This window comes from Pseudomonas sp. MF09156 (assembly GCF_059862305.1).
The window spans coordinates 358,044-372,503 of the sequence record NZ_JCBCUR010000001.1 but is presented as its reverse complement, the minus strand read 5'-3'; the positions used below and the strand labels follow the sequence as shown (position 1 = coordinate 372,503).

Here is a 14,460-nt window from a genome sequence, read left to right as displayed (position 1 = left end):
CATCGCACCTACCTCCGAGCCATGTTCCGAACTACTTCTTTCACTACATACCTCGGCCGATGCTTAGCCTCCATATAGATCCGCCCCACATACTCCCCCAATATGCCTATTCCGATCAGTTGCACACCGCCCAGAAAGAGGATCGCCGTCATCAACGACGGATACCCCGGCACCTCATTGCCAAACAGCAACTTGTCGACAATCAGGTACCCCGCATACCCCAGTGCCAATAACGAAATACCGGCACCGATATAACTCCATAACCGCAACGGCAAGGTACTGAACGAAGTGATGCCCTCCAGCGCCAGGTTCCACAACTTCCAGGCATTGAATTTGCTCTGGCCAGCCACCCGTGAGGCCCGGTCATATTCGACAATCGCCACGGTGAACCCTGCCCAGGACAACACGCCCTTCATGAACAGTTGCTGCTCTGGCAGCGCCTTGATCACGTCCACCACCTTGCGATCCATCAGGCGGAAGTCGCCGACGTTTTCTTCGATATGGGTGTAAGCGATGCGATTGAGCAGGTGGTAGAACAGCGAGGCGCTGTGGCGTTTTAGGTAGCCATCGCTGGAGCGGTCGCGGCGTTTGGCCAGGACCACATCGGCGCCCTGCTGCCATTTCTCGATCAGGCAAGCAACCACCTCCACCGGGTCTTGCAGGTCGGCGTCCATCGGCACCACCGCCTCGCCACTGGCGTACTCAAGGCCGGCAAACAACGCCGGCTCCTTGCCGAAGTTGCGCGAAAAGTTGATCAGCACCACGTTGCGATCAAGCAGCGCGATATCCCTGGCGATCTCCAGCGTGCGGTCGGTGCTGCCATCGTTGATAAAGACGATCTCGACCTCATGCTCCAGCAGCGATGGTTCGCGGCGTATGGCCTGGTAGAACGGCTCGATCGCCAGTTCTTCATTGAACAACGGCACGATCAGCGAAAGCCTCATGATTCAGGCCTGCGAAACACCAGGTACTTGGACAGCAGGAAGCCACACAACAGGCTACTGAGGGAAAACACCGCCACCGTGACCAGGCCGGGCAATCGCCAATAGTCACCCATCCAGCCGACCACCAGACTCAAACTGCCCAGGCACAGCATGAATAACAGGTAGCGGCCAAGCGAAGCGGATACCCCAAAGGTGAACGTGGCATTCACAAAAAACGAGAAGCTCGCCGCCACGCAAAACGCCAGGAAATTGCTCACGGCCTGGCTCAGGTCAAGCGCTGCCCGGAGCACGAAAAAAAGCTGCCAGTGGATCACTGTGTTGGCGATGCCAATCACCGTATAGCTGGAGAACCCTATCCATAGTCTGCTCATGCCACCATCACGCCTCGTTGCCTATCGCAGCCGATAGGCAAGCAAGCCATGCTCACAAAAGCCCGTCTACTGTCAGAAATAACAGGTAGCAGCGCTTATACGACCAACGGCATGACCCTTTCGGGCAATTGAGACATTCAGTAATACCCAACCTTTGCAATTGCTTACAAATACCGCCAACCTGCGCCGGCCCGACGTACGGCGCGTACCATTGCCGACCATCCCGGGTCATTACTTAACGACTTGTTCAAGAGCCCGCAGCCATGCTTAACGGACGCGACCCGCGCATCGATTTTTTTCGGGGCCTGGCGTTGATCTTCATTTTTTGGGATCACGTGCCCCACAACCCGCTCGGTCAGATCACCCTGCGCAATTTCGGTTTCAGCGACGCCGCCGAGGTCTTTGTGTTCCTCGCCGGCTACGCCTCGGTGCTGGCCTACAGCAAGGTGTTGCAGCGCGAAGGCTACCCGATGGCCTGCCTGAAAATCCTGCGCCGCGCCTGGGTGTTGTATGTGGTGCATATCTTTTTGCTGGCGATGCTGATGGGCATCGTGTTCTTCGCCAACAGCAAGGTAGAAACCCGCGACCTGGTGCAGGAAATGGGCCTGACCCACTTCATCACCAACCCACAACAAGCCCTGACCGATGAATTGCTGCTGCGCTTCAAGCCCAACCTGATGGACCCGTTGCCGCTGTATATCGTGTTGCTGCTGGGCTTGCCGCTGGTGCTGCCGGTGCTGGTACGCAAGCCCCTGGCGGTGGTAGTGGTGTCGATGGTGGTGTACCTGCTGGCGCCACGGCTGGGCTGGAACCTGGCGGCGATTGCCGATGGCGTGTGGTACTTCAATCCGGTGACCTGGCAGTTCCTGTTCGTCCTCGGCGGTGCGGCGGCGATCCGCGCAGGTATGCCCCGCACACCGCAAACCCGGCCATTGCACAGGCAGCCGCTGTTTCTTGGCGCGGCGGCCTATACGCTGCTGGCTGGGGTGATCACCCTGTCCTGGCGCTGGCCCGAAATCCACGATGCCGTGATGCCGGCCGTGTTGAGCGAGCTGCTGTACCCCATCAGCAAGACCGACCTGTCGCCGGTACGCCTGCTGCACTTCCTGGCCCTGGCCTATGTCACCGCCAAGCTGCTGCCCGGCCGGGGCTGGACGCAAAACTGGCTGGCGCAACAAAGCTGCCGCATGGGGCGCTACTCCCTGGAGGTGTTCTGCCTGGGAGTGCTGCTGGCGCCGCTGGCTGACATGCTCAACGCCCAGGTCGACGACGCCTGGCCGATGCAGATATTCAGTGCGCTGCTGGGCCTGGTGTTGATGGCCGGGCTGGCGGCGTGGCTGGAGTTCAACAAGCAGTTGAACCAGGCCCAACGCAGTGAGGGCCGCCCGTTAAATAGTTAGGCCCCGGGCGCGCATGCGCAGTGCTTCCATCTGCCTTCCACTTATCGTGAAAGGTAGAGCGCATGCCGACTCATCATTTACTCAACGGCCTGTCTGGCAATCTGCAATCGAGCACCTCCTGGGCCCAGCAACAGGCGCTGGAGCTGATCCAGCGCAATGTGACCCAAGCCCTACAGGGCCTGGACACCGAAGAACAACAGCGTTTCGTGCAACTGCAACGCCAGGCCCACGCGGCACTGGCGGCCGTTGAAAGCGAAAAAGAACGGGTGGTGCGTTCCTTCAAGGCCGATGGCCTGGCGCAGTTGCGCAGCCGGATCGGCGGGCGCGATCCCGAGCAGTACCGCTTCGACACCACCTACATTGAAAAAATCGAGCAACCCTTACCCTGGGATCGCCAGCCCGGCAGCCACATCCGCACGCCGCGCCGCTCCGATATCGATTACCGCGAAATCGAACACGTCAAGAGCATGTCCCTGTGGGAAGCAGCCTGTGTGAACTTCGGCTTCACCTCAGGCCTGCGCCAGGACTCCGGCTACAGCCTCGTCGACGCCAGCAAAGTGGTGGGCCCCGACGGCGATCGCAGTCTCAAGGCTCGGGAGTTTATCGCCATCGCCCGCGAGCTGGACCTGGGCCACCAACTGCAAGTGAAGATCAAGGCCACCCTCGATCAGCAGGGTACGCTGCGCCGCTTGATGGGGGTGGCAGCGCAGGCCCTGTTGCAGTTCGATGCCCTGGACGCCTGGCGCAACCGCGCCCATAACGGCCTGACGCAAACGGTGTACGCAAGCCTCACCGCCTCGCTCGATGGCAGCGGGCCGCCACTGGCGGTCGAGAGCCTGAGCCTGACCTCGGGCGTCACCCCGATTGCCGCCGTGCCCTTCGTGCCCTGGGAGAGCGCCATTCCCGTGCCGCTCCTGCTGATCCGCGTGGCCAGCCTCGGGGTGCTGTCGTATTTCCCTTTCCGCCCCGGCGGTGCGTTTCGCTACCACCCCGACGCGCGCGCGGCAGAAGCCGACTTTCGCCGGCAACTGCGCGACAGCCATCGCCAGGACGACCTCGGCTGGTTTGCCCGGCAACTGCCGCTGGTGGGGCTGTCGGTGTTCAAGCCGTTGCTGACCCTGGAGAAGCGCCCCGAAGGCCTGAACTGGCTGGCCGGCAAGCTGTACGACGGGTTTCACGCAGCCTTCCCCGAACGCACCCTCGACGACATCCGCTTCACCGTCGACCCACCCAGAGGCCCCGCCGAAACCCTGCTGCAAACCCTGACTTATCGGCAGGTCCAGCGCTGCCAGGCCGATATGGACACCCTGGCCAACACCCGCTCCGAAGCCGATTGGCAAGCACTCAAGGACGCCGCTGCGGCCATCGCCGCCGAAGTCCTGCAACTGCTGCTCACGCCCCTGCCCGGCGGAGTCACGGGAATGAACCGGGTGATGCAACTGGCGGTGCTGGGCAGCATGACCTACAGCGTCAGCGTGGGCCTGAATGAAGCAGCCAAAGGCGATGCCAGCAGCTTTGCCACGACCCTCAGCGATGTCGCCGACCTGGCCATCAGCGGGCGCCTGATCAGCATCGCCGGCAGGGTCCATCACCAGCGCATGCTCGAACACCTGCAGCGCCTGGGCAACCCGCGCAAGGTGACGCGGCCCGACGGGGTCGATGAACTGTGGAAGCCTGACGCGCACCCCTACGCCCATGACGAGCCTTACCTGCTGGAGGGCAAGACTGCCGATGCCCTGTGCGTATTCGCCGTGCAGGGCAAACAGTACGTCAAGCTGCACCATGAACAGCAGACCCAGGTCGCCGAAGTCACCCACGACCAGCAAACCCAGCGCTACGTGCTCAAGAACGGGCGCAGCAGCTACAAGCCACCCATCGTGTTCGACCCGGCGCTGCAAGCCTGGACCTTCGACCTGCATAACGCCCAGGCCCTGTCGGATACCCAGTTGCTGCAACAGATGCTGCCCGGCGACTCCTCGAACATCACCCAGCTCGACCTCGAGCAAATGTTGCTCTGCACCGCCACCTCCCGTGCAACCCTCGACAAGGTATGGCACGGCGAGCCGGCGCCGTTGAACCTGATCGAAGGTGTGCGGCGCCTGCAAGCCGACCAACTGATCCAGCACATCATCGGGCGCTTTCATCAAGCCGGTTATTTGCCGCCCTACGGCGACAGCGTAGTGCTGTGCCTGCTGACCCAGTTGCCCGAATGGCCGGCCACCGCCCTGCTGAGCATCCGCGATCCGCAGCGCAGCGTGATCGAGACCTTCGGCAAAAGCACCCAGCCACTGCTCGAGCCGACGACCATTACGATCATCCGCAACGAAGACGGCAGCTACCAAAGTGAAGAGGATAGCGGCCAGGTGCCTTACCGCGCCGAACCGCTGTTGGGCCTGGTGATCAGCCTGCAACCCGGCACCTCGCAACTGGGCCTGAGCAACCAACCCGATGCCACGCCGGCCCAGCGGATCATGGCGGTGCGCCAGGCCGTGGTCACCCTGGCACGCCAGGAGCGCCTGACGCTGTTTGCCGCGCTGGTCAGTTACGCCGGCTATGAAAAACCCGAGCAACTGCCGCCCGCCGCTGTGCGCCGCTTCCTGCCCGTCAAGGCCTCCGCGCCGCTGGTGGCCGTCACACCGCTGCTGAAAAAACTGCGCGACCTAAACCGCCCCTTGTCTGCAGCCCTGCTGGAACGGCTGCTGGAACAACAGCCGCTGACACCCCGCCAACAACGGGCCTACCTGCAAGGTGGGGAACTGCCCGGCGCCTTTCGTGAATTGCTGGACAACCACCGCACTTGCCTGCGCATCGACGCGGCCATCGATGGCCTGTACCACCCACGGTTATTCAACAACGACGCCGACCAATGGGCCAGGGAGTTCGCCTCGGCCCTGGTACGCCAGCGGCTCCAGCGCGGCTTCGTGATTACCGAGGTGCGCGACGGCGGGATCGCCAAACCCTATCGCTCCAGCGGTCCTGACGATCTCACCGTGGAGCTGCGCCACAGCGGCGAGGGCCACTATGAAGCCTATGACATGCGCAACGCGGGCACGATCGCCGTAACACCGGCCGTCGACAGTTTCTACCTGGCCATCGGTTCGGTGTTGCAACCCCATGAGCGGGAACTGCTGGGCATGGCCAGCGTGACCGACGCCCCAGGCCTGCGAAACACCCTGGGCAAGTACATGAGCGACCAGCGCAACCCGCAAGGCTATGTGCGCCTGGCCGACGGTTCGCTGAAGCAATACGAGCACACCCTGTCTCTGCCGGCCAAACTGTTGCCCGATACCCAGGGGCTGTATTCCCATGAGGGCGAGCATTACCTGCCGTTGTTTGGCTCGTTGTACCGCGTCATCTATGACCAGCGGGTTTTCCGGTGGCGGCTCAAGCACCCGGACAAGATTGGCGTCGATACGCCCACCCTGGAACACAACCGTGAAGGGGCCTGGCGTCTGTCCAGCGAGAACCCCATGGAATGGGACGAGCATCGACTGCTGTACCGCTTGGGGGGTGACCACCAACTGGTCGACGAGGGCGAAGCGGCGAAAATCATCGCCCTGACCGACACCCCGGCCCACGTGCTGCGCCAGGTCCACCGCAGCGGCCGGCCGGCCCCGCCGATGCTTGCCGATACCTGTAAGCGCTTCAGGATGGACCAGCAGATCACCCAGTTCATCGTCTCGCTCTATCAGGTGCCCAGCACCTCGGTCGCCAACCCGGACCTGCGCCTGCTGATCCTCACCAGCCTGCCAGGCTGGCCCGCCAGCCACGTGCTGGAGATTATCGGCAGCGCCAGCCCCCTGCGCTACCCAACAAACCAAGCACCCGGGGCCAAGGTGGTACAAGTCACCGACCAGGACATCAGGAGCCCCGGGCTCCTGGAAAAACTCGTCACCGACGACGACCTTGCCCTGGCCCTGCTCGGCGAGCTGCCGCAAACCCTGGAACAGCGCCTGGTCCAACTGATCAACCGGATGGTCGAATACACTGAGCGCGAGCGTGGGCAAATCCTCGAATCCATGTACCAGCGCAGCGAGGCCGCAGCCACCGCCCAGGAACGCTCCGTCAAGACCCAGTACCCGGCGCTGCCGAACAACGCGGTCAAGGCGATTCTCGGCCATGCCTCGCCGCGGGAACTCAAGCAACTGCATGAAAAAAACCAACTGAGCCTGCGCCTGTCAGAACAGGCGCGCCTGACAACCCATGACTTGCGCCTCAACCGTGCCTTCGAAGGCTTGTATGTGGACGCCTGCGCCAATGCCGACAGCGACCGGATCACGCTGTACCTGCTGCGCCGGCTGCCGACCTGGCCGAAGAACCTGCGCGTCGATATCCGCGAATGGGACGACCAGGGACGCCTGCTGGAAACAGCGGGCCACCTGGCGGGTTCGTCACGCAAGACCGTGGCCAGGACCAACCGTGGATATCAGGCCTATGACGAACACGGCAAGACACTCGGCCAACCGTCGACCCGATTGCTGATGGTCATTCTCAGCACCTTGTCCGCTGCCGAGCAGGTGTTGCTGGAGGCTGACACCGACAGCGCGATTGCCGAGTTGCGCCGCCAGATCGCCGAGCAGGCCCTGGCTCGCCGCGTGGAGATCAAGGGCCTGCTGGATATCCCGCACTTGCAGCCCTGGATGCAACCGCCCATGGGCCTGGATCGTTCGTTCCTGGTGTACCCGCTGTGGCAGCGCCTCTGGCCGTTTCACGGGCCACGGCCGCCGAACCTGGTAGCCAAGGTCCAGGAGCTGTACCCGCGCTTGGGCAATGCCGATGCACGCAGCTTCCTGAGCGCGTTGAACATGACCGACCCGGAAAAACTGCTCGAACTGGAACGGCTGAAAGCCGAGTACCAGGCCATGGATACGCAACTGACGCGCTGGAGCGAAACCCCTGTGGCGGCCGACAACCCTCTGATCGACCCGTTGGGCACCGGCCGGGGCAGGCGGCGCTATATCGCCTCCCAACTGTGTGCGGCATGGCGCCGGGAAACCTCCACGGTGTACATGGCCGGCCTGTTCAACGTAGCGTCACTGGAGTTGCAACTGGACGACGAAGGCTTGCCACCGGCCTCGTTCATAACCGGGACCAGCGGTTTCAATCACATTCAATTCCTGCGGATTTCCGGTAACGCGTTCCCCGCTTCGGGGCCGGACTTTTTGACCAAGTTCACCGGGCTCGCAGTGCTGCGCCTGGATTGTTACCTGACGGAACTGCCCAGCGCGGTCACCGATATGACCACGCTCAACCACCTTGACCTGAACGACAACGACCTTCGCCTGACCGAAGACGCCGTGCAACGCCTGGCCGGCATGGTCAATCTGCAACACCTCGACCTCAACGATAATCCGGACCTGGACCTGACCCCGGATGTCAGCCAAATGAGCCGGCTACGCCGCCTGCGCCTGGCCAACACCGGCATCAGCCAATGGCCGATCGGCGCCGGCACCCTGCCGGTTTTGGAGGAGTTGCACCTGCAGACCAACTCGATTAGCACCATTCCCGAAGAAGTGTTCACCAACCCGTGGCTGCAAGCCGCCAATCGCAACACCTTTTTGCATGAGAACCCGCTGACCGCCGAGACCCTGGCACGCATCGACCGCTACTACCTCGAGACCGGTATTCGCCTGGGTGGCCAACTGCGCACCCCCGCCCATGCCCCAGCGACGCCCAATGACTTCGACACCTGGCTGACCGACGTCGCCGAGAAGGACGTAACGCCGCGCCGACAATTGTGGGAACAGCTCAAGGCCAATGAAACGGCGAGTGCCGATGATGTATTCCGCGTGCTGCGTGACCTGAAGAATACGCACGCCTACCGCAACAAAAAGTTGAGGCCTGGCCTGACCAAGCGAGTCTGGACCTTGTTGCAGGCCATGGGCGAGTCGACGCAACTGCGCAACGCGGTGTGCCTCAACACCTACGGCTCCGGCAACTGCGGCGACAGTGTGCTGCTGGCCTTTACCAACATGGAGCTGCACCACCGGATCCATCAGGCCAAGTTGCAACCGCGCAGTTATCTGGCTGACCGGGCGTTGCTGGAATTGGCCGAGAGTTGCTTCTACCTCAACCAACTGGACCACTTTGCCGACCAGTTCATTCTCGAGCGCGAGCGTGCCGGGCTGCCTGTCGATCCGGCCGAGGTCACGGTGTACCTGCGCAGCCAATTGGCCAGTGAATTCAAATTGCCGTTTTATCCGCTGGAGCTGCTGTACACCGTGGATGACTATGTCACCGATGAGGTGGTGGGCCGGGCACGCAGCACCCTGCGCAGACTCGGCCAATCACCGGCCGTGCAGGAGGCGATTTTGATGAGTGAGTTCTGGATTGAGTATTTGGCCAACAGTCATCCGGAGCCTTTTATCACGGTCAAGCAAGCCGTGAGCTACAAGGTCAGCCTGTTGAATCGGGAACTCCAGGACAAACGTTCGCAGGTATTTCTGGAGCGGCGCCAGGCACTGGTTGACCTGGAAACCAGCGAACATAACCGCCTGGTCCGGCAGTTGACGGAGGGCACGCAACGGGCGCTGATGCGCACGTGAACCTGGGCCGGCCTGTCGCAGGTGACAGGCCGGCCAGGGCTCAAGGGTTTACGCCGAACGCTGTGAGCCGACGCCGGCCTGGGTCGGTTGCAGCTTGAACACGTAGAACAGCACGGTCAGGAACAGCAGGAACACCGGCCCGACATACAGCGCGATACGGGTATCGGGGAAGTACGCCATCAGGCCCACCACCAGCACCAGGAACGCCAGGGCCAGGTACGAACTGACCGGGTACAGCCACATGCGGTACTTCAGGGCCTTCTGTTCGGCCGGGCTCAGGCTTTTGCGGAACTTGAGCTGGGCCAGCAGGATCATCACCCAGGTCCAGATTGCGCCGAAGGTGGCGATGGAAGTGACCCAGACGAAGACCTTGTCCGGCACCAGGTAGTTGAGCAGCACGCCCAGCAGCAGGGCGAAGATCGACAGCAGCAGCGCATTGCGGGGTACGCCATTGCGCGAGGTGGTGCCGAAGGTCGCCGGGGCCTGGCCGTTCTGCGCCAGGCTGTAGAGCATGCGCCCGGTGCTGAAGATCCCGCCGTTGCACGACGACAGCGCGGCGGTGATCACCACGAAGTTGATGATGCCGGCGGCAGTCTTGATGCCCAGGCGCTCGAAGGTCATCACAAACGGGCTGCCCTGGGTGCCGATTTCATTCCATGGGTAGATCGACAGGATCACGAACAACGCACCGACGTAGAACAGCAGAATGCGCCAGAACACCGAGCCAATGGCATTGGGGATGGTTTTTTGCGGGTTCTTCGCTTCACCGGCGGTCAGGCCGATCATTTCCACGCCCAGGTAGGCAAACATCACCATCTGCAAGGACATCAACACACCCTGCACGCCATTGGGCATGAAGCCACCGTGGGCCCACAGGTTGGAAATCCCCAGCGCCACGCCGTCGTTGCCGAAACCAAAGGCAATGATACCGACGCCGCCAATCACCATGGCAATGATGGTGACGATCTTGATCAGGGCGAACCAGAACTCGAACTCACCGAAGGCCTTGACCGCGATCAGGTTGATGGTGCCCATGCTGATCAGGGCGGCCAGGGCCCAGATCCAGCGCGGTGTATCGGGGAACCAGACGCCCATGTACACGGCGACGGCGGTGATTTCTGCAACGCAGGTCACCAGCCACAGGAACCAGTAGTTCCAACCGGTCAAAAAGCCCGCCAACGGGCCGAGGTAGTCCTGGGCGTAACGGCTGAAGGAGCCGGCCACCGGGTTGTGTACGGCCATCTCACCGAGGGCGCGCATGATCACCAGGATCGCCAGGCCGCCGATGATGTACGAGAGCATGATTGCCGGGCCGGCCATTTCAATGGCCTTGGCCGAACCAAGGAACAGACCGACACCGATACAGGCGCCGAGCGCCATCAAGCGAATATGCCGTTCGCCGAGTTCGCGTTTGAGCGGGCCGCCGGAAGCGGTCTCGCCGTGGGGCTGATGGTTGCCAACAGGCATAGGGGTACAACCTCATTTTGTTATTGGATTGAACCACCGAGTCTCGGGCGTACCAGCGGGTGGGCTCGTACGCCTGGGTCACCGGGCCTACCTTGTGGGCAGATCCGTCTGACAGGAAAACCGGCCAGATCAGCGGGCGTGCAGTATAAAAAGCTCCCTATAGAGCTTTTCACTCAATAAACGGCAAAATTCAGCGAGAACTCTCGGCAAAAGCCGATATGACGGCGAGGCATCATCTGCCTGGAACGCCGTTCTCCCTGGAAAACGGCGGCGAGTATTGCACAGCATGGGTGCAGCGTCATGCCCCTACCCTGGTCGCATTTACCAATCGCAAAGGCTCTAGAACGGCACTTCGCCCTCAGGCCAGGGCGGCGCGTCAAAGAACAGCTCGCGCGCCATGCGCAAGTGGATTTCGCCGCGATGAATCGCCAGGGCATGCGTCACGCGCCCGCTCTGTCCGGCCTGGATGCTGCGAAAGGCCGCGCCCGCTGCCGTCGGTGGTAGTCGGTCATCGCCGGCGCAGACAAATTCCTTGCGTGGACCAATCAGCGACTACGCTTGAAACAAGTCCGATCAATCTGCGTGAATGGATCAATCGACTATGGGTGTTTTATGGCAAACCGATTCGACCCAGGCTGCGGTGCCAACCGACAGTGCGGATGAACCGCCTTTGCCACAAAAAACCCGCCCACGCCGCTTCGGCTGGCGCATGTTCTGGCTGTTGCTGGTGATGCTGCTGATCGGCCTGGCCTATGCCGCGTCCCGGGAAATGCGCACCTCCAAGTGGCAGGCCCGGGAATTCAGCCGGATCGCCGCCACCCTCAGTTACCAGGTGCAGCCCGGCCCGAGCGCGGCGATTGTCTACCCCGGCGCCGGCCCCTTCGACAAACGCCTGGGCTACAGTGCCCTGAGTGATTTTCTGCCACGCCTGCTCAAGCGCAATTACCTGATCCAGAGCCAGGCGCAGTTCTCCCAGGCCTTGCTCGACTACAGCCGCCAGGGGCTGTTTGTGCCCTATGACGAGAAGATCCAGGCAGGCCTGACGATCAGCGATTGCCGCGCCGAGCCGCTGTACCAGTTCAGCTACCCGCAGCAGTTCTATCCGACCTTTGCCGCGATCCCGCCGGTGGTGGTCAACAGCCTGCTGTTTATCGAGAACCGCGAGCTGCTCGACCCCGCCCAGCCCCAGGCCAACCCCGCCGTGGACTGGCCGCGTTTTGCCAAGGCCGCCTGGTCGCAGGTGGCCCGGCTGCTGCACCTGCCGGGCCAGACTGCAGGCGGCAGCACCCTAGCCACGCAGTTGGAGAAATATCGCCACTCGCCCGACGGGCTGACACTGTCGGGTGGCGAGAAGATCCGCCAGATGATTTCCGCCAGCGTGCGCACCTACCTGGACGGCCCCCAGACGCTGGTAGCGCGCCAGGCGATCGTGCGCGATTACCTCAACAGCGTGCCGCTGTCGGCGGTGCCCGGGCATGGTGAAGTGCATGGCATGGCCGAAGGCTTGCGGGTCTGGTACGGCGCCGACTTCAACCGGACCAACAGCCTGCTGGCCAGTGACGACCCCAAGGATCTTGCGCAAAAAGGCCTGGCCCTGCGTGAAGTGCTGTCGCTGACCATCGCCCAGCGCCGTCCTTCCCACTACCTGTCAAAGGGCCGCGACGAGCTGGCCAGCCTCACCGACAGCCATATCCGCCTGCTGGCGCAGAACGCGGTGATCGATCCGGCCTTGGCCAGCGCCGCCCTGGCCAGCCAGGTCACTTACCGCAACTGGCAGCAGCAACCGACCCTGCAGCCCATAGAAACCAACAAGGGCATCAGTGTCGCGCGCAGCCGCCTGGCCGCCCTGCTCGATCGCCCGCTGTACGACCTCGACCGCCTCGACCTGGCCGCCACCAGCACCCTGCAAAGCGATCTGCAAAGCCAGGCCACCGCGTACCTCAAGCAATTGGCCGACCCGGCCTTCGCCGGCCAGCTCGGCCTGCTCGGGCCGCGTCTGCTGACCCCCGCCAGCACGGCCCAGGTGCGCTATAGCTTCACCCTCTACGAAATGACCGCCGACGGCGCCCGGGTGCGGGTGCAGACCGACAACACCGACCAGCCCTTCGATATCAATGAAAGCAGCAAGCTGGAACTGGGCTCCACCGCCAAGCTGCGGGTGCTGACCACCTACCTGCAAATCATCAGCGAACTGCACCAACGCTATGCCGACCAGAGCCCGGCGGCGCTGAAAAAAGTCGCCATCGACGAGCAGGACCGCCTGACACGCTGGGCCGTGGATTACCTGGTGCAGAACAGTGACCGCAACCTGCCGACGATGCTCGCCGCAGCCCTGGACCGGCACTACTCCGCCAGCCCCGGCGAAAGTTTTTTCACAGGGGGCGGCCTGCATCACTTCCATAACTTTCGCAACGAAGACAACGGCCGCAACCCGACCTTGCGCGAGGCGCTACGCGAGTCGATCAACCTGCCATTTGTCCGCCTGATGCGCGACCTGGTGCGCTACAGCACCTACCAGGGCGCCAACAACAGCGCCGAACTGCTCAAGGACGACAGCGACCCGCGCCGCCAGGAATACCTGGCAAAATTCGCCGACCGCGAGGGCACCACCTTTTTGCTGCGGTTCTGGAAAAAGTACCGTAACAAGGACACCCAGGCGCGCCTCGACACCTTTCTCGACAGCCTGCACCCCACCGCCATCCGCCTGGCCGCCGTACACCGCTACCTGTTGCCGCAGGCCAGCCAGCAAAGTTTCAACAGTTTTGTGCGCGCCCACCTCAATGACCCCACGGCCCGCGCCAAACTCAGCGACGAACGCCTGGCCACCCTCTACCAGAACTACGGCCCCGGTGCCTACGACTTGCCGGACCAGGGCTATATCGCCAAGGTCCATCCCCTGGACCTGTGGTTGCTCGGCTACCTGCTGCAACACCCCGACGCCACCTTCACCCAGGCGGTGGCGGCCAGCACGCACGAGCGCCAGGAGGTCTACAGCTGGCTGTTCAAGAGCCGGCACAAGAGCGCGCGGGACAGCCGCATCCGCACCATGCTGGAGATCGAGGCCTTCCTGGATATCCACCAGCGCTGGCAACAGGTGGGCTACCCGTTCGACCATCTGGTACCGTCCCTCGCCACCGCCATCGGCAGTTCCGGCGATCGCCCGGCCGCGCTCGCCGAACTGGTGGGGATTATTCTCAACGACGGTATCCGCCAGCCGACACTGCGCATCGACAGCCTGCACTTTGCCGCCGGCACGCCTTACGACACACGCCTGGTCAACGACCCCGAGCGCGGCAAGCGGGTGATGCCCAGCGCCGTGGCCACGGCCCTGCGCGAGGCGCTGTCGCAAGTGGTGGATGCCGGTACCGCCAAGCGCGTGGCCGGCAGTTTCAAGCTGGCCGACGGCACACCACTGGCCATGGGTGGCAAGACTGGCACCGGCGACAACCGCATCGAGGCCATCGGGGCCGGCGGGCGCGTGCTCAGCTCCAAGGCCATCAACCGCACGGCGACGTTTGTGTTCTATATCGGCGAGCACCATTTCGGCACCTTGACCGCCTTCGTCCCCGGCGCCACGGCCCAGGGCTTCAGTTTCACCTCGGCCTTGCCGGTGCAGGTGCTCAAGGGCATGGCGCCGATCCTCACGCCTTATCTGCAACCGGGCAGCCACACCTTGTGTGCCCCCGCCTCAATGGCGCTGAACCAGGGCGGTAGCCGGCTGTTTTCAAGGTGA

General features: G+C 62.8%; 6 protein-coding genes. 3 read left to right on the top strand and 3 right to left on the bottom strand.

What is annotated here, in order from left to right; translation table 11 throughout:
• Positions 1–8 precede the first annotated feature (8 nt).
• Entirely contained in the window at positions 9–944 is a 936-nt protein-coding gene (locus AC19YY_RS01650) for a glycosyltransferase family 2 protein (RefSeq protein ID WP_170041813.1), read from the bottom strand.
• On the bottom strand, positions 941–1,315 hold the full coding sequence (locus AC19YY_RS01645) for a GtrA family protein (protein ID WP_170041812.1): 375 nt from the start codon (positions 1,313–1,315) through the stop codon (positions 941–943). The genes AC19YY_RS01650 and AC19YY_RS01645 overlap by 4 nt, the downstream gene beginning before the upstream one ends.
• 263 nt (positions 1,316–1,578) lie before the next feature.
• Here AC19YY_RS01645 and AC19YY_RS01640 point away from each other — a divergent pair, with 263 nt between their 5' ends.
• The gene (locus AC19YY_RS01640) at positions 1,579–2,715 is read left to right on the top strand and encodes an OpgC domain-containing protein (protein ID WP_169954479.1); all 1,137 of its coding nucleotides are present in this window, start codon (positions 1,579–1,581) and stop codon (positions 2,713–2,715) included.
• Positions 2,716–2,777: 62 nt separating this feature from the next.
• Positions 2,778–9,260, top strand: coding sequence for an NEL-type E3 ubiquitin ligase domain-containing protein (locus AC19YY_RS01635; protein ID WP_500603797.1), 6,483 nt, complete (start codon positions 2,778–2,780; stop codon positions 9,258–9,260).
• Positions 9,261–9,308: 48 nt separating this feature from the next.
• Here the strand turns inward: AC19YY_RS01635 and AC19YY_RS01630 are convergent, their stop codons facing one another.
• Positions 9,309–10,727, bottom strand: coding sequence for an amino acid permease (locus AC19YY_RS01630; RefSeq protein ID WP_170041809.1), 1,419 nt, complete (start codon positions 10,725–10,727; stop codon positions 9,309–9,311).
• Between the two features lie 601 nt (positions 10,728–11,328).
• Between AC19YY_RS01630 and AC19YY_RS01625 the strand changes: the two genes are divergently transcribed.
• Positions 11,329–14,460: a transglycosylase domain-containing protein gene (locus tag AC19YY_RS01625; RefSeq protein WP_500603796.1), complete on the top strand. Its 3,132-nt coding sequence runs from the start codon at positions 11,329–11,331 to the stop codon at positions 14,458–14,460.

Coding starts and splice junctions, on each gene's coding strand:
- AC19YY_RS01645 (WP_170041812.1), bottom strand. CDS start 1,315: ATGAGCAGACTATGGATAGGGTTCTCCAGCTATACGGTGATTGGCATC.
- AC19YY_RS01640 (WP_169954479.1), top strand. CDS start 1,579: ATGCTTAACGGACGCGACCCGCGCATCGATTTTTTTCGGGGCCTGGCG.
- AC19YY_RS01625 (WP_500603796.1), top strand. CDS start 11,329: ATGGGTGTTTTATGGCAAACCGATTCGACCCAGGCTGCGGTGCCAACC.
- AC19YY_RS01630 (WP_170041809.1), bottom strand. CDS start 10,727: ATGCCTGTTGGCAACCATCAGCCCCACGGCGAGACCGCTTCCGGCGGC.
- AC19YY_RS01635 (WP_500603797.1), top strand. CDS start 2,778: ATGCCGACTCATCATTTACTCAACGGCCTGTCTGGCAATCTGCAATCG.
- AC19YY_RS01650 (WP_170041813.1), bottom strand. CDS start 944: ATGAGGCTTTCGCTGATCGTGCCGTTGTTCAATGAAGAACTGGCGATC.